General features: G+C 52.0%; 16 protein-coding genes and 1 tRNA gene. 8 read left to right on the forward strand and 9 right to left on the reverse strand.

Annotated elements, in window-relative coordinates; translation table 11 throughout:
- Positions 1-30: 30 nt before the first annotated feature.
- From AC16KF_RS02175 to panC, 3 genes are all read right to left on the reverse strand, one after another.
- Positions 31-402, reverse strand: coding sequence for a HEPN domain-containing protein (locus tag AC16KF_RS02175; RefSeq protein ID WP_484035646.1), 372 nt, complete (start codon positions 400-402; stop codon positions 31-33).
- A 7-nt stretch (positions 403-409) separates the two neighbouring features.
- Complete coding sequence (locus AC16KF_RS02180) at positions 410-751, reverse strand: nucleotidyltransferase domain-containing protein (RefSeq protein WP_484035647.1); 342 nt, start codon at positions 749-751, stop codon at positions 410-412.
- Between the two features lie 78 nt (positions 752-829).
- On the reverse strand, positions 830-1,660 hold the full coding sequence (gene panC, locus AC16KF_RS02185) for a pantoate--beta-alanine ligase (RefSeq protein ID WP_484035648.1): 831 nt from the start codon (positions 1,658-1,660) through the stop codon (positions 830-832).
- 77 nt (positions 1,661-1,737) lie between these two features.
- Here panC and AC16KF_RS02190 point away from each other — a divergent pair, with 77 nt between their 5' ends.
- Positions 1,738-1,944 carry a hypothetical protein gene (locus AC16KF_RS02190; protein WP_484035649.1) on the forward strand — a complete coding sequence of 69 codons (207 nt, stop codon included), beginning with the start codon at positions 1,738-1,740 and terminating at the stop codon, positions 1,942-1,944.
- A gap of 154 nt (positions 1,945-2,098) precedes the next feature.
- Positions 2,099-2,482: a single-stranded DNA-binding protein gene (locus tag AC16KF_RS02195; RefSeq protein WP_484035650.1), complete on the forward strand. Its 384-nt coding sequence runs from the start codon at positions 2,099-2,101 to the stop codon at positions 2,480-2,482.
- Positions 2,483-2,779: 297 nt separating this feature from the next.
- Here AC16KF_RS02195 and AC16KF_RS02200 read toward each other — a convergent pair whose 3' ends face one another.
- The gene (locus AC16KF_RS02200; protein WP_484035651.1) at positions 2,780-5,467 is read right to left on the reverse strand and encodes a beta strand repeat-containing protein; all 2,688 of its coding nucleotides are present in this window, start codon (positions 5,465-5,467) and stop codon (positions 2,780-2,782) included.
- Positions 5,468-5,959: 492 nt separating this feature from the next.
- Here AC16KF_RS02200 and AC16KF_RS02205 point away from each other — a divergent pair, with 492 nt between their 5' ends.
- From AC16KF_RS02205 to AC16KF_RS02215, 3 genes are read left to right on the forward strand one after another with little or no spacing between them, the layout of a single operon-like run.
- Entirely contained in the window at positions 5,960-9,295 is a 3,336-nt protein-coding gene (locus AC16KF_RS02205) for an OmpL47-type beta-barrel domain-containing protein (RefSeq protein ID WP_484035652.1), read from the forward strand.
- Between the two features lie 20 nt (positions 9,296-9,315).
- A complete protein-coding gene (locus tag AC16KF_RS02210; RefSeq protein WP_484035653.1) occupies positions 9,316-10,560 on the forward strand; it encodes a hypothetical protein in 1,245 nt (414 codons plus the stop codon).
- A 45-nt stretch (positions 10,561-10,605) separates the two neighbouring features.
- Positions 10,606-11,007 (forward strand): hypothetical protein, encoded by a 402-nt coding sequence (locus AC16KF_RS02215; RefSeq protein ID WP_484035654.1) that lies wholly within the window; start codon positions 10,606-10,608, stop codon positions 11,005-11,007.
- A gap of 98 nt (positions 11,008-11,105) precedes the next feature.
- Here AC16KF_RS02215 and AC16KF_RS02220 read toward each other — a convergent pair whose 3' ends face one another.
- Together AC16KF_RS02220 and ychF are read right to left on the reverse strand one after the other, a co-directional pair.
- Positions 11,106-12,953, reverse strand: coding sequence for a M3 family oligoendopeptidase (locus AC16KF_RS02220; protein ID WP_484035655.1), 1,848 nt, complete (start codon positions 12,951-12,953; stop codon positions 11,106-11,108).
- Between the two features lie 221 nt (positions 12,954-13,174).
- Entirely contained in the window at positions 13,175-14,233 is a 1,059-nt protein-coding gene (ychF, locus tag AC16KF_RS02225; RefSeq protein ID WP_484035656.1) for a redox-regulated ATPase YchF, read from the reverse strand.
- A 93-nt stretch (positions 14,234-14,326) separates the two neighbouring features.
- Between ychF and AC16KF_RS02230 the strand changes: the two genes are divergently transcribed.
- The 3 genes from AC16KF_RS02230 to AC16KF_RS02240 all read left to right on the forward strand — a co-directional run bounded on the left by AC16KF_RS02230 (position 14,327) and on the right by AC16KF_RS02240 (position 18,525).
- Positions 14,327-14,409: transfer RNA gene (locus AC16KF_RS02230), tRNA-Leu, on the forward strand.
- Positions 14,410-14,524: 115 nt separating this feature from the next.
- The gene (locus AC16KF_RS02235; RefSeq protein ID WP_484035657.1) at positions 14,525-15,394 is read left to right on the forward strand and encodes a TerC family protein; all 870 of its coding nucleotides are present in this window, start codon (positions 14,525-14,527) and stop codon (positions 15,392-15,394) included.
- A 227-nt stretch (positions 15,395-15,621) separates the two neighbouring features.
- Complete coding sequence (locus AC16KF_RS02240) at positions 15,622-18,525, forward strand: cation-translocating P-type ATPase (protein WP_484035658.1); 2,904 nt, start codon at positions 15,622-15,624, stop codon at positions 18,523-18,525.
- Positions 18,526-18,600: 75 nt separating this feature from the next.
- Here AC16KF_RS02240 and AC16KF_RS02245 read toward each other — a convergent pair whose 3' ends face one another.
- The 3 genes from AC16KF_RS02245 to AC16KF_RS02255 form a co-directional block, all read right to left on the reverse strand.
- The gene (locus AC16KF_RS02245) at positions 18,601-19,224 is read right to left on the reverse strand and encodes a ribonuclease HII (protein ID WP_484035659.1); all 624 of its coding nucleotides are present in this window, start codon (positions 19,222-19,224) and stop codon (positions 18,601-18,603) included.
- Positions 19,211-19,933 carry a dolichyl-phosphate beta-glucosyltransferase gene (locus tag AC16KF_RS02250; RefSeq protein ID WP_484035660.1) on the reverse strand — a complete coding sequence of 241 codons (723 nt, stop codon included), beginning with the start codon at positions 19,931-19,933 and terminating at the stop codon, positions 19,211-19,213. The genes AC16KF_RS02245 and AC16KF_RS02250 overlap by 14 nt, the downstream gene beginning before the upstream one ends.
- Positions 19,934-19,940: 7 nt before the next feature.
- Positions 19,941-20,282 (reverse strand): hypothetical protein (locus tag AC16KF_RS02255; protein WP_484035661.1); only part of this gene is annotated, 342 nt, incomplete at its 5' end.

Genomic DNA, 20,282 nt, shown 5'->3' on the forward strand with positions numbered 1-20,282 from the left:
AGGTTCACAACCTTCGCAAGGTTTTCTTCATTATGGAGCGCTAACTTCAGCAGGCAATAGCGAACAAACAAATTGATAGAATTCGCTCGCCGCTTTATATGCCTTTTGATATTCCTCCTCAGTTGGCTCCAGAGTTTCCCCAGGATAGCGATACGCTGTCGCGTATGGTGAGACTTGTTCAGCAACATCGAACCACGAAGTGAACTTTGGCTCCACTTCTGATGCCATCGTTACCAGTAAGCGCAAATCATGTGTCTTTTCAAAAGAGAGGTCGTGGTAAACAAGCCAGCCTTTGATGACCTTCTCCGCTGTTTGCTGGCAATGATAGATTGCCGTATCTAAATAGGAGTCTTTGCCGCGCGCAAGTTTTTTCGCGGACAGCAGATCGCGCCGCGCTTTCATCACCCATTTACGCGTGAGTGTGCGTTTCGCGTCCATACAGCAGTTTGCCTTCGCGCGTAATTTGCGCTTCTAACGAAGCCTTCACCGAAACAAATCGTTCGAATTCACTCCGCGTTTTCACCAACACATCCACAGGCGCCTTCACGCCCCGTAAGCTTCGCTGTGCCCGCACCGCCCGCTGGATGGGTTTTTGGCGGCTATTCTTTACGATCACAAGCAGATCCATGTCGCTACCCGATCGAGGTTCGCCCCAAGCGTGTGAACCAAAGAGGTAAATGGTTTCAGGTTGAAACTCATTCACCAAACGTTCCACCACTTCTTTTCGCAAAGCAACAGGTATCTTTTTCATGTTTTTTGAAATTATAGCACGCAAGGATATCCCGTAGTATAGATCATCCCGCAGTTCAACTGCGGGACAACATAACTTTCATCCTAACACAAAATTATCAATCAACCTTGTCTTGCCAATGAAGACTGCCATCGAGAGCAATGTCTTTCCTCGAATCACATCCAACTCTTCGAGCAAGTCGTAATCGGCGCAGGAGATGTATTGTGGTTCAGCCAGCGGCTCGCTCGCCAACACCTCTTTCATCTTTCCTCTTACTTTCTCTGCATCCCTCTCGCCTGCCTCATACAGTTCCTTCGCCGCGCTCAACGAACGGAATAACACCGTCGCGGCTTTGCGTTGGTCGGCGCCCAAGTACACGTTGCGGCTCGACATCGCCAAGCCGTCAGGTTCGCGCGTCGTTGGGCAAACGATAATCTCGACGGGGAAATTCAGATCGCGCACCATTCGGCGGATGACGGCAACTTGTTGCGCGTCCTTTTGACCGAAGTATGCCTTGTGCGGCTGGACGGCGTTGAACAACTTAGCCACAACGGTTGTCACACCTTTGAAGTGACCTGGTCGCATCGCCCCTTCGAGCGGACGGGTCATCGCTTCGACCTCCACCCACGTCTGGAAGCCCGTAGGATACATGCTCTCCGCTGACGGAGTCCACACAAGGTCGGTGAACGGCTCGATCAGGTGTAAATCACGCTCTAAATCACGGGGATACTTGGCGAGGTCTTCCTTCGGTCCGAACTGAGTCGGGTTGACGAAGATGGAGACCACGACGCGCTGGCACTCGTCCCTTGCGCGGCGGATGAGCGAGAGATGCCCGTCGTGGAGGAATCCCATCGTAGGGACCAGACCAACCGTCCCGTCGAAAGAGAGGCGGGTTTCCCTTAGTTCATCCAGTGTAGAGACTGTTCGCATATCCGTAACTTCCCTTGTTGACAGGAGTAGAAAATCTGTGCTAAACTTAGCCTACAAATCAGTCAAAGGAGACTCAAATGGCTTTTTCATACACCAACTCAAAAGGCAATACCTACTTCCTGCACACCAAGAAGTCGCTGACTTCGACAGGCAAGGAACGCACCCTCTTCTACTTCTCGAAGGAATTGAAGGAAGCCGAAGCGCTCGACGCCGTTCCCGCAGGCTACACCGTCGCTGAGATGAAGACGGGCATGCTCGTCCTCAAGAAGGCAACCGCCAGCTAGGAAGACGCAGGGTTCATCGAAGTATAACCCTGTTTATTCAACGCTCAGCCCGCGGGGTTGGGCGCACAACCAAATACTTTTAGATAAAAAAGGAGACTAACATGACACGCACACAAGCATCTAAAAGACCTACCACACAGAAAGTGAGGGAGACATGCCAGCGCTAAACCGAGTTCAGTTGATTGGCAACCTGGGGAAGGATCCCGAAAGCAAGTTCACCCCTACGGGGAAGAAAGTGGCTCATTTCAGCATCGCCGTCAATAACCGCTGGAAAGGCAAGGATGGCGAGAGCAAGGAATACACGGAATGGGTCAACGTGGAAGCATGGGGACGGCTCGGCGAGATCTGCCAGCAATACCTGAAGAAGGGAAGTCTCGTCTACATTGAAGGTCGCTTGAAGACCGACAAGTACGAAGACAAAGGCGAGACCAAGTACTTCACCAAGGTGGTTGCGCTCACGATGCAGATGCTCGACCGTAAACCCAGCGATGAACCCGTAATGACGGTGGAAGAAGAAGCCGCAGATTACGAGGCGTAAAACAAGAATTGACGACCTGAAAGGGTCGTCAATTTTTTTAACCGCTAAGCGCGCTAAGAACGCAAAGTTTAAAAGATTTCGGTTCTACCGTTTATAACGGGATAACTCTTTTCAAACACAAAGGACACGACGGTCACAAAGGAAAAACCTGTGAAATCAAGGCTCTTTCCCCCCTTTGTGTACTTGGTGTCCTTCGTGTTAAGGCTCTTTCCCGTTAATTACGGGAGAGCCAAGATTTCTTAGGGCGCCTTGCGCTCTTCGCGGTTCAATGGTTTTCTTTATTTCTTCGCCTTCGACTCAGCGGGAAAACCATGCATATGTGCCAGTAGATTGCAGGGTGATACGAGCATGGGTATCATCAACCAAAACCAATGGGATCATGGTCCATTCTGCGTCGCTGGTAGAAGGAACCTCTACCGTGTACGAAGCATTGCCATCAAAGCCAGCGGGAATTTCAAAGGTGAGTTCCACTTTGCTTCCAAAGGGAAGTTCATTCACGATCTTGCCCTGTTGCAACAAGGTGACGGAAACGCCTCCGAGGGGTGTGCCGAGGCTATCAACTCCGTTTTGCAATTGAGAAACATCTACGGGATTGAGCAGGACGGAATATCCGCATAATCCCGTAAAGCGGAGCCAATGTCCGTCTCTCGTGACAGCGTCAACAACGTTCGAGGCGCAGGGCAGGGTAAACTCTTGTCCCCATTCGATCAAGAGTATTTCAGAAGAATTTCCCTTGTCCGTTGTGTTGGATGATTTCTCGGTGTTCTGCTCTTCTGGCGCAGGTGTGGGGAGTCCGCTTTCGATGTTGGTATGCGAATCTTCGGCGTTGTAATTTTGCACGGTGTCAAAATCTGCTCCTCCGTCGAGGGAATCGGTTCCCGCTCCGCCATCGAGTTGATCGTCGCCGGCGTTGCCGTTCAATGCGTCGTTTCCGTTCCCGCCATTGAGAGTGTCGTTGCCGTTACCGCCGTCGAGGTTGTTATCCACATCGTTCCCGGTGATCTGATCGTCCGAGCCGGAGCCGATTACGTTCTTGAACCAACCGTTGAGCGTGAGCAACAAACCGCCGCCCACATCTTGTTGGCTGGAATTGCTCAAGTCAATGGTAACGGAGTTTCCAAACAGGCTGAAATCGAGGGTGTCTTCACCGTTGGAGGTCAGGCTCAGGATGCCGGTGGCGCCCACACTAAACTTGAACACGTTGACGCCCGCGCCCCCGTCAGCGGTATCGCCGGCTTCATTGGTCCCTGTGACGACGATCTCATCGTCGCCCGCTCCGGCATCAAGCGTGTCCACTCCGGACCCGGTCTTGAGCGTGTCATTCCCATCGCCGCCTGTGAGCGTATCGTTGCCCGCGCCGCCATCGAGGGTATCGTTTCCGTCTCCGCCGGTGAGCGTGTTGTTCGAGTTGTTGCCGGTCAACGTATCGTTGCCATTCCCGCCGGTGACATTTTCAACTTGCGCGGAAGTCATGTTAAGCGTCAGGTTGGAGTTGACCGTCTGATTGCCGGTCAATGCGAGATTTACCGCCATATCGTTGGTGGAACCGGTAAACGTGAGTAAATCTGTCCCGCCGCCGACGGCTTCAGTGAGCGTGTCGGCGCCGAGAGATGTATTGGTGTTGAAAGCATAGGTGTCGTTGCCTGTGCCGCCTATGAGCGTGTCGTTGCCTGCGCCGCCGGTCATGGTGTCGTTCCCAGTGCCTCCCGAAAGCGCATTATTGAGGGCGTTACCGGTCAAGGTGTCGTTGCCATTACCTGAGGTGATATTTTCAACTTGAGCGGCAGTGAGGTTGAGCGTCAGGTTTGAATTGACGGTCTGATTGCCGGTCGTTTCCAGGTTGACGGTTAAGTCATTGTTTGAGCCGGCGAAGTTGAGACGATCCGTCCCGCCGCCCGTTGATTCGCTGACCGTATCTGTGCCGAGGGCGGAATCAGTGTCGAAGGCGAAGGAATCGTTACCAGTTCCTCCGATGAGCGTATCATTGCCCGCGCCGCCGGTCAGCGCGTCATTTCCTGAGGCGCCGTTCAACGTATCGTTTCCATTCCCGCCGGAGAGGGTGTTGTTCAAGGTGTTGCCGGTGATGGTGTCGCCGTTGTTTCCGCCGGTGACATTTTCAACTTGCGCCGAAGTGAGGTTGAGCGTCAGGTTGGAGTTGACGGTTTGATTGCCCGTGGTCGCCAGATTAACCGTCACGGCGTTGTTGGAGCCGGTGAAATTAAGCGTGTCTGTCCCGCCGCCCGAGGCTTCGGTGACCGTATCCGTTCCCAGCGCGGTGTTGGTGTTGAAAGCATATGTATCGTTGCCGGAATCCCCAGTGAGCGAATCGTTTCCGGCATTGCCTGTCAGAGAATCGTTGCCCGCGCCGCCGGAGAGAGTGTCATTCCCGTTGCCACCCGCTAGAGTGTCATTCCCAGCATCGCCGGTCAGTGTATCGTTTCCATTTCCGCTGGAGAGGGAATTGTTCAATGTGTTGCCGGTGATGGCGTCGTTTCCATTCCCACCGGTGACATTTTCAACTTGTGTCGAAGTGAGGTTAAGCGTCAAGTTGGAATTGACGGTTTGGTTGCCCGTCGTGGCGAGGTTGACGGTCACATCGTTGTTAGAGCCGGAGAAGGTGAGCCGATCCGTCCCGCCACCTGAGGCTTCGGTGACGGCATCAGTTCCGAGGGCTGAATCGGTGTCGAAGGCGTAGGTGTCGTTGCCAGTTCCCCCGGCGAGAGAATCGTTTCCTGCGCCGCCGGTGAGGGTGTCGTTGCCCGCGCCGCCGACCAGCGAGTCGTTCCCGCCTCCGCCGTTGACGGTATCGTTGCCTGCGAGGGCATCCACCGTGTCATCGGCGCCATCGCAGGTGATGGTGTTATTGCCTGAGGTTGCGGAGGGCGAACAGATTGCGAGGACTGCCTGTTGCGCGGGGATCGCCACGAACAGGAGCGCGAGCGAGACCGAGATCAGCCCGCGCCAATAAAAAGACAAATGCTTCATGATAAGAAACTCTCCAAAACTGAAATAAAAAAAGATAAAGCAAACGCATGGATATAATTTATCATTTACCCGTCCCACGGTAGTTTACAGGGGCTTTGCCAGAACCTAACAATCCAGTCATTTTATTCATAGGCATACCTTGCAGAAGCGTTGCGGTCGCTTGTAAAGTGATGAATCAAAAAGGACAACCTTGCGGCTGTCCTTTTAATCCTTGTATTATCAGTATTTACGAAGGTTCAGGCGACAGTTCGATTTGCTTGGCAAATTATGCCGCCTGCCTAGACGCAGCGCAGACGCCGCAGATTACGAGGCGTAAAATAAAAATTGACGACCTGAAAGGGTCGTCAATTTTTTAACCGTAACTTTCAAAACACATCTCCCAACCTTTCCTGATTGAAAACAGATATAACAAGGGTGTAAATTCCAAAGTCAAGATTTACCAGTAGAATGCCGTCGCGCTTAAATCCATTTCACTCATTCAAGAGGGAAACCATGCACGGCAAGTCAAATTACATTCGCGTCACACCTGCCCTGGCGGGCGGTGCCAGGGAACGAAAACCATTCTTCTTTGTTCTTTTCATTTTCATACTCGCTCTCGCCACACCTGTTCTAGCAGACTATCTCGGACCGAATCGCACGGTTACTGAAACGACCAGCGTGTGCAAAGTGGTTTTGTATGAATGCCAATATGTGGCTTCCAAAGACCTGTGGAAGTACAAGAAAGTGGACGATTGGTCGTGCTCCAACGAAGGCAAACCATGGCAGGGAGTTGACAACTACGATGGTGAGTGCGGACCATTCAGCGATGGTCGCACACAATGGGGCAAAGAAGAAATACTTCAAACTGTTACCACCACCCATCCCGAAGCTACAATTGCTTCTGCGTTGCAAGGATGTAATCTCAACAATGGCTGGTGCAACACTACTTCCGAACTATCCTTGAATGGAACAGAACCCCTGTCAGGATACAGCATCCTCGCCGTCGAAGGCTCGTTGAATGGACAAACTTTTGCCTGTTCAGGAGACAATTGCAGTGTATCCTTGAACGAAGGGAATAACGATTTCACCTTTTGGGCTTTATCCTCATGGGGCGATAGTTCGAGCATGGGAACTTTCTCTGCGAAGGTGGATACGGTTCTTCCGACATTAGGTTTGAACATCACCACAACAAGCGGGTCAAACGGCTGGTATGTTTCTCCAACTTCTCTCACAGCAACAGGCTCTGACTCAACTTCTGGCTTATCAAGTGTCTTCCTTTCAGTCGACAATGGAGCGTGGATTCCTTCCACTACCCTCAATGAAGGTGTATACAATGTCCTTGTTCAAGCAGAAGATAACGCAGGGAACATCTCCTCTTCTTCAACGATTATTTCTGTGGATACGACCACCCCAACGGTTGATGTATCCGTAAATGGAACAATAGGAAGCAATGGGTGGTATAGTTCGGGGATGCAAGTCTCAGCGACTGCCAACGATGCAACTTCTGGAGTTGGTTCACTGGAAGCCAGTTTAGATGGCGGGGGTTATCAGGCTTATAACTCTCCCGTCTCGTTCGCGGATGGCTATCACACGGTTCAGTTCAAAGCAGTGGACAACGCAGGAAATGAAACGGAAACCTCCGCGCAAGAGTTTTATGTGGACACGATTGCCCCAGCCATTGATCTGCCCGCTGAATGGGAGGTAAATGACACGATTACCTACAAAGTGCAGGATGATGGCAGTGGGCTGTCTGCGCTGCGGGTTGTCATCGAAGATGAAGGTGAGAAGTTTGCTAAAGTTGCGTGGAACGAGACGGTTTCAGGGAACAAGTTCAAAGGGGAGATCATATGGAATGGGAAGTTCAAGGATGGAACGGTTGCCCCGCCTGGTGAATATCTGGTATGGGTCAAGGTAACCGATGTTGCGGGCAATGAACGTATTGGATTGGGAAGAGTCATTGTTCCCTCTTTGTTCAGTTTGCTTTCGCCCAGTCAATCGTCTACAGAAATTCCTACTCCGCCTGCAGATTTGTTTGATTCTGACAATTTATCTCCAACAATATCGAATCCTGATCCTTCGACTTCGCCCAGTACAAGCTTTGGCGGGTCGACAACTCCAACGAATTCTTCAAGCGTTCAATCGCTGACACTTTCCTCTGGAACAGCCTCCACTTCCACTACAACATCAACCAATGTATTGTGGGGAGCAACAGCCGCCGCATTGATTGGCTGGGCAACTGCCACTGCTTTGGAAGAACGCAAAAAACGTCAACAGCAGGAACAAGCCCAAGTCGGCGAAGCCTCGCTTCAGAGAGAGCAAGTCAAAGCCCACGCCAGTCGAGATGAATATCCACCGATGACCCGCCAGGAGAAGGAACTCGCCCAACAGCGCAAAGAATTGCAAAAGATATGGGACGCCAACGGCGCGGCGGTCTATGAGGCGAACCGGGAATATCAAGCGAAGCATGGCAAGGAAATGGATGCGGCAACCAGAAGCAAGGCGATCAAGGATGCGACTAGGAATGGCGTCTTTAATGCCGAGGCATATGTGTCCAATTTGGAAGCGGAGAAGACGAGGCGAGACGCGCAAAACGAACGCATGGCGGACAAGATGACGCGCTTTGAGAAGGAAGAGGAAGCCCGTTGGCAAGCGCAACAAAAAGCGGCAGAGGAGAAGCAGAAAGCCGAAGAGTTGCAGGCGGGTCTCACCGCGTACTATGCCGCCACCAAGCCCCCCAAGCAGAAAGAAAAGGAAGGTGAGCCAAAAGTCAGCGCTGCGCTTGCCTGGGACAACGATCCGCCCCCATCCAAGTGGAGTACCTTTTGGCAAGGAGTTACGAATTGGTGGAATAATCTATTTGTTATTAAGCAACCAACACCCACTCCAGATGTCAGCGCTATTCAGACTCAGGCGGCAAAAACTTTCATAGCTCAACTCACACAAACTGCTCAGGCGACACCGACTTCCACGCCTACAGCCATGCCGACTTTTACATTGACACCTACTCCAACACCTACGATCTTTCCATTAGGTTATATTACCGATAACAATGTCAGGTTTAGATCGGGTCCTAGTTTGAAAGACAGTTATATAGAGTTGCTATGCGGCACTGAAGTCAAGATTGATACCCAAAAGAAAGAAGCGGATGGGAAAGTGTGGCAACAAGTGACGTACAATGGTATTAATGGTTGGATTGCTAGTGATTATTTAAGTGATGAAACCCCAGTTTGTGCCAATTTTGCAGCCAAATATGCTAAATACCCTGGCGCAGGTGAAACTGTGCAAATCACACGCCTACCTTTCGAACACTCGAATCCAACCTTACTATCATCTTGGTGGGGCTTTGGAAATACGGAATTTGCTCGGGATCATAAATATGAATTTTATAAACATACAACTGGTCTCCATTCTGGACTGGACTGGGGTGTTCCCTTTGGAACTCCGCTTGTATGGAACGGCAATACGTATGGCACGATCGTAGATAACGGCACTAAAAAACAGTATGCCTATCTCAAAATAGACGATTACATAGTAGTAAGAGCTGAGGGGTTTGATTTCATATATGGGCACATCTCAGATCGTCAAGTTAATATTGGTGATGTTATAAAACCAGGCCAAGTTATCGGCAGTTCAGGAATAGCTACCGGCGGGGATGCACATTTGCATTACGAGATTCGGCCCGTACCGGATGCTAATGGCATGAAGAGCTCTTTTGTTATCAACCCATTAACCTTCTTCACTCAAGATTTACAAAACCAATGGATTGTATTATTCGCAAATGACTACTATCTTCCAGGTGATGATCCGTTGAGTCTTGGATACTATAGAAACGTACCTATCCAGCCATAAAAGTTCTTCAGGTAACAACTATGAATATTTACTTCAAGCCGATTTTGCTATGTAGCATAATTATCTTCTTGCTTTCATGTCAAAATCTAGGCAATAGCCAACAAGCAAAACCTACATTCACGCCTACAAACCAGAATTCCGTCTCCCAATCTAGTACCAGTTCGCCTTTCTTAGAGATTACTTCACAGATTTTGGTGTTACATGAAAATACTGTTGGTAATTCTTTTACAGATACTGTAGTAGATATGGGCTGGCTTCTCGATGGTCGAATATATTATGGAATTGGAGATCCAACTTTATACAACCTAAACCTAGTAAACAAACCTGCAGAAATCAATTGGTATTCCTATGACTCACAAAATAAACTGGGTCGGCAAATTGATAATCCGTACGGTTTATTTGCCAACGACTTCGTTAGTTCCATGGCGCAAAACAGAGTAGAACTGTTATCCATGACTGTTTCTCCTAGTAAAGCAAAAGCAATTTACACCCGACTACCAATTGGGTATTTGAGACCAACGCCTCTCCCTCATCACTACTTTGATCCATCGGAAATTTGGGTAGCGACAAATGATTTGCAAGAAACATCCCCATTGTTGGGTCAACCTGCAAATTGGTATGATTGTGGCATCGGGCTTTCTAATGCCAGTTCATGGTTTTATGATGAAACTTTGGCTATAGGATCATGCCAATTCAATTATGGTATTACAGGAGTTTACTTTATTGCAGACCTGATTGAAAGAAGCTTCCAGTTTCTCAACTTTACATTGCCAAGCGGTGAATATATTCCGACTGAACAAATCGCTATTGCTCACAGCAACCCAAGTCTAGCTTTCTCGGCATCTGGTCTTTGGGTAGTGCCTGCTGAACTAAATGAAAGAAAAATCAATACCGAATTGACTAACTTAAATTTAATTTTTAATGATCGACCTGCTGTTGCTCCTATGTGGTCTTTTGATGATAAGTGGATTTATTATTGGACATTCGATCCATTATCTAAAATTGACGAAGACGCACCAATAGAAAATCATTATTGGTGGTTGGAGAGGATTGACCCTGCTACCAAACAACAAGAAATAGTACTTAGTGTTGACGACCTTATTTCAGTCGTTGGTATTGAAAGGTACCGGTTGAGTACGCCTTTTGGGCTTGGAAATCCTTGGAAGATATCTCCTGATGGCGAACAATTATTACTATTCTTAAGCGAAACTTTTGATTCCCCAGCCACACTTTTTCTTTTTTCTTGGCAACAACAAGTAAGGTAATCCTATCTAGTCCAGCAAACCGCATAAGAAAGTGATTATGCATCTATGAAAAACTTCTCGAAAAGACGCTTGCTACCAATTTTATTTCTCTGTGTATTTGCCATCTCGTTATGGAAATTCGCGTTTGCTATACCATTGTTAGTCGTTCTCTTCGTCTGTTTCAGCCTTGTCATATCTATTTCATCCATTATCAAGAAACACAAGCAAAGTGAAAGCCCAAGCCTCGAAATCGTCAAAGAGATTCTGGTTTTGATTTTCACCCTTGCGCTTGCCATGTTGCTGGGCGGAATGGCGGGAATGTACGCGAATCATTATGCTGCCCAACGCTTTGGCATCATTCCAGGCATTCTCTCTGCGCTGGTAGCGAGTTTTGTGATTGGGTATATCGTCCGCTGGGGAATAGGGAAGACTATCTCAAGGAGCGAAAAACAATTTTCGCCGCGCTGATCGGCTAGGCAACCGCAGCAAGATCAGGACGCTAATAAAAAAAAATGGATGGGCAGGTAATTCACAAAAAACCTGCCCATCCATCGTTTAATGTGGATTTACTTCTTCGACTTCTTCTTTACAGTCTTTGTTTTCGCAACTTTCTTTTTGACAGTTGCCTTCTTTGCCTTTGATTTTTTCTCCACTGGCAGTTTCTCCAACTCGTCCACCATGCGGCTCAGCACATCGAAGCCGCCCTGCCAGAATTTTGGATCACGGATGTTCACACCCGCGTCGCCCAGGATCTTTGCAGGGGCTTCCGATCCGCCAGCGGACAGGATCTTGAGATACTTCGGCTTGAACGATTCACCTTCCGCTTTGTATTGTTCGTAGAGCGCGAACACCAGCAGTTGACCGAACGCATACGCATACACATAGAACGGGGTGTGATAGATGTGTGGAATCGAAACCCATTCCCATTTGAAATCGTCGCTCACCTCAACCGCATCGCCGAACTGTTCTTTGAGGTTCGCCAAATACGCGGCGGAGAGTTCGTCCACCGAGGCGTTCTTCTGCGCCATCTCATGCGCTTCGCGTTCGAAGAGGGCGAAATAGATCTGACGCAGGATGGTGGCAAAAGCGTCGTCCATTTGCTTGAACAAGATATCCCGTCGGACCGATTCGTCTTTTTCCTCCGAGAGCAATTTTTCGGTGAGCATCATCTCGCCGAAGGTGGAGGCGGTTTCAGCCAGCGGAAGAGACGAGTGGAAGGTAAACGTAGTGTGATGCGAGGCGAGCATCGCGTGGATGGCGTGCCCCAACTCGTGAGCGAGAGTCGCCACGTCGCGCGCGCGTCCCGTGTAATTCATCAGCACGAATGGCGTGTCTTCGGGGTTGATCGAAGCGCAGAACGCGCCTCCCTGCTTGCCCTTGCGGACCTCGCTATCGAGATGGTCTTTGTCGAAGACGCGCTTGGCGAGTTCGCCGATCTTCGGGTCGAACGCGCCGAACGATTCGATGACCATGTTCGCGGCGGCATTGAAATCGAATGCCTTGTCCGACTTGGCAACGGGCGCATAAATATCGTAACGGCGAAGTTTACCCACGCCGAGATGTTTCGCCTTCATCTTGAAATAGCGCTGGAAGACTTTCGCGTTCTTCTTCGTGACCTCGAGCAACGCGTTCACCGCTTCATCAGGCACATCGTTCGCCAAATTCCGCACCGACATCGCGCTCTTGAACTTGCGCATGTTGATGTTTTCATTATGCCAGTCGCGCGCGCGAGTCTGGTACATCTGCCCAAGGATCGGACCATCCTCGCCATAGACGCGATACATTTCTTGATACGCCGCCGCGCGCATTTTGGGGTCGCCACCCTGAATGAACGGTTGCAGTTGCGCGCGAGTCAATTCTTGAACCTTGCCGTTCACCCTCAACTTGAAGACGTATCGATTCGTGATCGCGTCATACAAGTTGATCAGCGCGTTCGAGCCTGTCACATCTTTGAGGTTGACAACCTTCTCTTCTGGCTCAGTCAATGTGTGCGGTTTGAAGTGGCGCATCTCTTCGAGATAATAACGATACGCGCCTGATGCGTTCATCAAGCGTTCGGCGTTCGCCTCGTCCACGTCTTTCCACCACAGATTGAAAAAGAGTATGCGGTTCTGCATCTCGGCAACAAATTGTTGCACGCGTCCCATCAGGCTTTGCGCGTTTTGGTTTTGTGTGTCTTCTGCAAATGACAGTCCCGCAAACGCATAGATTCGATTCACGATCTTCGATGTCGCTTCGGAGGCGCGCACTACTTCGAGAAATGTTTCGGGGTCAATTTCGGGATTGAGTTTGTTGCGCACGCCCTCGAACGACGTGACTTGTTCTTCCACGTTGTCGAACGCGGCGTTCAGTTCGGGGCTATCGAAGCCCGTGAAGAGTTCGTCCAGATTCCATTTTTTGATCTTGTATGCCATGAATTATTCTCCTTGATTTATGTCGTTGCGAGTCTTCGAGAAGCAATCTCCTCGCAATAAACTTTTTTGTTTTTACCATAAACTCGAATGTTTTCGTAGATGCTCTAGTAGCATCATTGCGAGTTTTTGAGAAGCACTCTTCTCTACGCTGAGGAGATTGCTTCGGGCATCCTTCGACTTCGCTACGCTCCGCTCAGGACGCCCTCGCAATGACATATCGTTTACAAACTCGACCTGATGTGCACGATATCCCCATCTTTCACGGGATATTCCTTCCCTTCGAGTCTCAACTTCCCCTTCGACTTCGCTTCATTCATCCCCCCGAGGCTGATGAGGTCGTCGTACGCCACCACCTCCGCCCGAACGAAACCCTTCGCCAGATCGGTGTGGATCTCGCCCGCCGACTCTTGCGCCGTCGCGCCGCGCTTCGTCTCCCACGCGCGGACCTCGTCCTCGCCGACGGTGAAGAACGATTGCACTTGGAGCAGATCATACGATAGCCAGATCATCTTGTTGAGGCTGAGTTCTTTGATGCCGTATTCCTGCATGAACATCTCGGCATCCTCCGCTGAAAGTTGCGCGATCTCCATTTCGAGTTTGCCCATCAACGCCACCGAAGGGACATCAAGTTGCATTTCAGGCGCGGACTGTCCCTCGCTCAAGTTGAACACGACCAACACGGGCTTGCGCGAGAGCAAACCGAACGATGAAAGTTCCTTCACATCCTCTTGCGAATATTCCAGCTTGCGGAGCGGTGTGCCGTTGTTCAACGCTTCATGCAGGCGAGTGAACAGCACAGTTTGTTTTTCGTTCAAGGCTTTATCGGTGCCGCCTTTTTTGCGTTCGTCAACCAATCGTTCCAGTTTGCGTTCGACGGCGATGAGATCGTTGAGCAACAATTCGCTCAGCATGGAATCCACATCGCGCTTGGCGTCCACGCTTCCGTTGGGGTGCATCACCAAGTCGCTTTCAAACGCGCGGACGACGAGCAGAAAGCCGTCCATCTGCGCGAGTTGATTCAGCAGTTGCCCGGAGATGCCGCTTTTGGCGGACCCAGTTTCAAGTCCCGCAATATCCGCGTACGTCATCTTGGCGTAGATCGTCTTCTTCGGGTTGAACATCTTCGAGAGCGCGTCCACGCGCGGGTCTGGCACATCCACTACCGAGGTGTGGACTTCGAAGCGTCCCGCCGAGGCGGTCGTCGGCGCGTTGCCGCGCGTCACCGCGTTGAAGATGGTTGTCTTTCCTGATTGAGGCAGTCCGATAATTCCGAGTTTCATCTTGTCCTTTATGTGGAGCAAGATGCCATCTTGCTCTACAGGTTATGAGTGGTATACTTGCGCTCGTCCCGCTAAAGCAGGAGCAACGAATTAGCCGAAGTGGCGGAATAGGCAGACGCGCACGACTCAAAATCGTGTTCCCTCCGGGAATGAGGGTTCGATTCCCTCCTTCGGCACTTGAATTATACCAACGCCCGTCATCCAATGGCGGGCGTTTCTCTTTCCGGCTTTAGGGTTGTATCCAATGGAAATCCCGCGCCGGGTTAATACATCTCATCGTTTCGAGCCGCTATGGAAATTACTACGATTACTTTGATCGTCCTGCAATTGATCTTTCTCGAAGGCATACTTTCAATTGATAATGCCGCCGTGTTAGGGGCGATGGTAACGCCCTTGCCCGATGACAAGCCGATCCCGTGGCCCCGCCGGCTGGCTCGTATCGGCGAGCGGTTGAATCCCATACTTGGTTACCAGCGTCTCGCCGCCCTGCGCGTGGGCTTGTTAGGCGCGTATGTGGGGCGCGGCGCAATGTTGTTCATCACAAGTTTTCTGATCGAAAACCCATGGGTGAGGATCGTCGGCGCGGCGTATCTGATCCGCCTGGCGTTTAACGAACTGGGGGATACCACACCCGGCGTCGAAACCGAAGAGGAAAAACAAGAAGCCATGCGAGGCGTGTCGTTTTGGGGCGTGGTGCTTACGGTCGAGCTGATGGATTTGGTCTTTAGCATTGACAATGTGATCGCCGCAGTTTCGCTTTCCGATGAGCTGTGGGTGGTGATGCTTGGTGTGGGGATCGGTATTCTCACCATGCGCTTCGCGGCAGGGTTGTTCAGTTTTGCCGTACAGCGATTTCCCGTGCTCAAGCCCGCCGCATACATTTTGATCCTCAATATTGGAATTCAATTGATCCTCGAACAGGTCTGGAAGATCGAGATCTCGGATTGGACCCGTTTCTTCATTTCGGTTGCGATCATCCTGATTTCTCTGCTGTATGCGCGGAGCGTCACCCTCCAGAAATTGCAATTCATCCTCGATTGGCTGTCGTTCTTAATGGGATGGATCAACAAACTGGTGGATTGGCTTCTGACGCCGTTCAACTGGTTCTTTCAAAAGGCGATCAACGGCTTTAGGGTTTCAAAAGTGGAAGGCGCAAAATAAATACTTGCTTGACATCCCCTTAACAGACGAATACACTTGGCTTGGTTGGGGAGTAGCCATGGCGTCTTTGACGCCACCGGGTCGTCGTCATGACATTGACGCGCAGCGCGCCATCGGCGACTCGAAACGTGCAGGCATGACGTTTGGCGAGACCATCACAAAATAGGTGTGATGGTCTCGTTTTAATTCTGGAGCATCACAGCGCGTATCATCAGGAGAGCATTTTCATGGCACACGACGACACGATCCAAAACAGCGAGTGGCACGCGTTAAAAGCCGAAGAGGTATTGAGTCACTTGAAAGTGGAAGACCGGGGGTTGACGTCGGCAGAGGCAACACGGCGGCTCGAAACGTATGGACCAAACCAGTTGAAAGAGGCGCCGCGTCCCAGCTTCTTCCAAATGTTGTGGGAACAACTGAATAATTTTGTGGTCATCCTGTTGATCGTCGCCTCGCTGGTCTCCGGTTTGCTGGGCGATTATGTGGAAGCGGCGGCGATCATGGCGATCGTGGTGTTGAACGCCGTGTTGGGAATCGTCCAAGAGCGGCGCGCGGAGGAAGCGCTGGCGGCGTTGAAAAAACTCGCCGCGCCGGACGCGCAGATCATCCGCGATGGGAAGCGGGTTTCCATCCCTTCGTATGAATTGGTGCCGGGCGACATCGTTTTTTTGGAAGCGGGAAACTTCGTGCCGGCGGATATCCGCTTGTTGGAAGCGGTCAACCTGAGGGTGGAAGAGGCTTCACTGACCGGCGAATCGCTCCCCGTCCAAAAGAACGCCGCGACGGTGCTTGAGAAAAACGTCCCGTTGGGAGATCGCAAGAACACCGCGTTCATGGGCACGCTCATCTCGTATGGACGCGGACGCGGCGTGGTGACCAGCACGGGGATGCGCACGCAATTGGGGTTGATCGCTTCGATGCTCCAGAACGTGGAAGCGGAAGAAACGCCCCTGCAAAAACGGCTCGACCAATTGGGCAAGTCGTTGAGCATTGCCGCGCTCTTCCTCGTTGCGGTCGTTTTTATTGTCGCGCTCATCAACCAGACGAATATCAATGAACTGTTTACCGGCCCGCTCGCGTATTTGAACGAGTTCGCCGAACAGATCACGGATGTCTTCATCATCGCCATCAGCCTTGCGATTGCCGCCGTGCCGGAGGGACTCCCCGCGGTGGTGACCATTTCACTGGCGTTGGGGATGCGCGAGATGATCAAGCGTCACGCGCTCGTGCGTAAACTGTCCTCGGTGGAAACGCTTGGTTCCGCCACGGTCATTTGCTCCGATAAAACCGGCACGCTCACGCAAAACGAAATGACGGTCACGCGCATGTGGGTGGACGGACAATTCATCAACATCACCGGCACAGGCTACGCGCCGGTCGGCGATTTTATGGTGGATGGAAAGAAGAGGAATATTTCGGAATATCCCGCCGCGCTCACCGCGTTATGGATCGGTCTGTTGAACAACGACGCCTTGCTCGAAACAACCGGTGAAGACGAACAACAAAAGACCTATCGCATCGTCGGCGACCCGACGGAGGGTTCATTGCTGGTCGCCGCGATGAAAGCCGGCGCGATTCACATGCAGGTCCGCGAGGCGTACCCGCGCGAGAATGAAGTGCCGTTCGATTCGGACCGCAAGCGCATGATCACGATCCATGATGTGTTCGCGCCGCGACCGGGCGATCCCTCGCCGTTCACCGATGAAAGCCATAAATCGTGGGATGTGATCGCCGTCAAAGGCGCGCCGGACGTGGTGCTCGATCTCTGCACGCAATACCAAAACATGGATGATGAGTCTGTGCCGTTGGGTCCCGCCCTGCGCGACCGCATCCTCGCCGCCAACGACGCGATGACGAAAGACGCCTTGCGCGTGCTGGGCGTGGCGTATCGCATCGTCAAAGATGTGCCGGATAACCCGGCGCAGATCATCACGAACGAGCTTGAACATGATCTCGTCTTCGTCGGCTTGTTGGGCATGATCGACCCCGCGCGCACCGAGGTGAAACCCGCGCTGGAAGAGGCTCGCAAAGCCGGCATCCGCACGGTGATGATCACAGGCGATTATCCCAACACGGCAAAAGCGATCGCTGAAACCATCGGCTTGTTGAAACCCGGCAGAAAAGTGATGACCGGCGCGCAACTGGATGCCATCAGCGACCGCGACCTCAAAGACATCATCGAAGAAACGGACGTGTTCGCGCGCGTCTCTCCCGAACATAAATTGAGAATCGTGGACGCTCTGCAAGCCAACAATGAGATCGTGGCGATGACCGGCGACGGCGTGAACGACGCGCCCGCCATCAAACGCGCCGACATCGGCGTGGCAATGGGCATCACCGGCACCGACGTGGCGAAAGAAACCGCCGACATGGTATTGACCGACGACAATTACGCCAGCATCGTTCACGCGGTCGAGCAGGGGCGCGTCATCTACTCGAACATCCGCAAGTTTGTGTTCTTCCTTTTGTCCTCCAACATCGCCGAGATCATGATCATCTTCCTCGCCACCCTGGCGGGACTCCCCGCGCCTCTTACCGCCATTCAACTGCTCTGGCTTAACCTCATCACCGACGGCGCCCCAGCCCTCGCCCTCGCCGTCGAAAAAGGCGACCCGGATATCATGCTTCAAAAACCGCGCGCCAAAGACGAACCCATCGTCAACCGCTCGATGCGCGCGGGCTTGATCGTGCAGACCATCGCGCAGACGGTGGCGGTGCTTGCCGCGTTCGGCATGGGTTTGTTGTGGCATCTCGAAGCGGGCGCGACGCTGGTGGGCAACCCCATCACGTACATTCTTCAGCATGATTGGCGCGGCGTGGATGTGCAATCTGCCGAGACGATGGCGTTCGTTACGCTGTCGCTGTGCGAGTTGTTCCGCGCCTACACTGTCCGTTCGGAACGCGCTTCGCTGTTCAGCATCGGCATCTTTTCAAACCGCTCGATGCAATACGCGGTGGGACTTTCGATCGTGCTGTTGTTGCTGGTCATCAACGTCCCCTTCCTCCAGCCGATCTTCAACACACATTTCCTCTCCGTCCGCGAATGGGCTGTGGTCGTCGGCTTCGCGCTCGTCCCTGCCATTGCGGAGGAGATCACAAAATTCTTTTTGAGGATGCGCAAAGGGATTTGATTGCGTACGGCAAGGTTCACCTTGCCATTTGTCTGTTTTCTTTCGGTATATAAACGCAAAGTGAACTTTGCGGTACTATTTGACTCGAAACGTTCTCCGATGAATCGCCGACATCCCCAACCGCCTCATCGCGGATCGGTGAGTCTGTGTGCCGTATCCTTTATGTTTCGCAAGCCCATAGCCGGGATGACGTTCGTCAAGTTCGCGCATCAACGCGTCGCGCTCGGTCTTCGCAAGGATGGACGCGCACGCGATGCTCAGGCAATGCGCGTCTCCTTTGACGATGCTGGTTTGTGAAATATCCAATTGGGGGAGTTCGAGTCGAAAATCGGTCAACAGGTATTGCGGCGAAATCGAAAACTGATGCAACGCGCGGACGGCGGCGAGACGAGTCGCTCGCACGATCCCCTGCGAATCGATTTCCTCCGCGTCGGCGAATCCCACGCTCCATGCCAGCGCGATCTCCTTGATCGCCGGCGCGATTGAGTCGCGCTGAAGCGGCGTCAACTGCTTGGAATCGCGGACCAGCCTCAACGTCCGAGAAAGAAGCGGTTTGTCGTCATGCGGCAGGATCACCGCGCCCACTGCGACTGGTCCAGCCAATGCGCCGCGCCCGGCTTCGTCCAAGCCAGCGATGAATTGCAATCCGCTGTCCCACAGATCCGATTCGAATTTGAGATTCGGTTTAACGCGCTTCATATTTGCCGCGCCAGGCGTTGATGCGGATATGAAAAATGTCGCCGATCATGCGCAATGCGTCGCGCATCGCGTTCACTTTGGTTTCGGGATGATAATACCAATCAATGGGAATTTCTCGCGCGCGATACCCGAGGCGGCGGGCGATGAAAAGTAATTCGACATCGAACGACCAATAGCGCATTCGTTGCAAGGGGAAGATCGCGTTCACCACATCGGCGCGAAAACATTTGAAGCCGCATTGCGTGTCGTTCAAGCCGGGCAACGCAAAGAGTTGAATGATGTAATTGATTCCGCGCCCGCCGAAGTGACGATAGCGCGGCTCGTTGTAACGCGTCGAGCCTTCCACCTCGCGCGAGGCGATGGCGATATCGAAATCGGTCAACGCGGGCGGGATGAATTTGAGAATCTCGTCCACCGGCATCGAAAGGTCGGCGTCGCACATGAAGCGATACTCGCCGCGCGCCTCGAGCATCCCGCGTTTCACCGCCGCGCCTTTGCCCCGCTCGGTTTGGATCACGCGAAAATTTTCATGCGCGTCTGCGAACGATCGCGCCACTTCATACGTGCGATCCACACTTCCATTTTCCACCACGATCACCTCGGAGGAAAAATTTTGCTTCTCGATGAATCGAAAAACCTGCTCCAACGTATCGGGCAGGCGGCTTTCTTCATTGTATGCGGGAATGACGATGGATAAAAAAATGGACAAGAAAAACTCAAGACATGCTAAAGATCACATAACCAAATATCGCCAGAATACACACGAAGGCAAACGCCAGCGCTCCAAGTAGGACGACCTGTTTCATCGTCATACCCAGGATTCGGCGCGAACTCCGTTTCGTTCCCGATATGGAATTTGCTCCACCGCGCGTCTGCTGTATTGCTTTCACAGCCGCCGCATCCTCTGCCAGGGCAAAGTCGAAATCGGCGGGGTTGATGGGTTTCTCTTCACCCGCCGCGCTGAAGATGGCGCGCGCGCGCGAAACATTTTGCGCTTCTGGTTGAATCTGAGGCGGAGTTGGTTGCGCAGGGCGAGGCGCAACTGCCGGGCTTGAAGT

It is taken from the genome of Candidatus Defluviilinea gracilis (assembly GCF_057138825.1).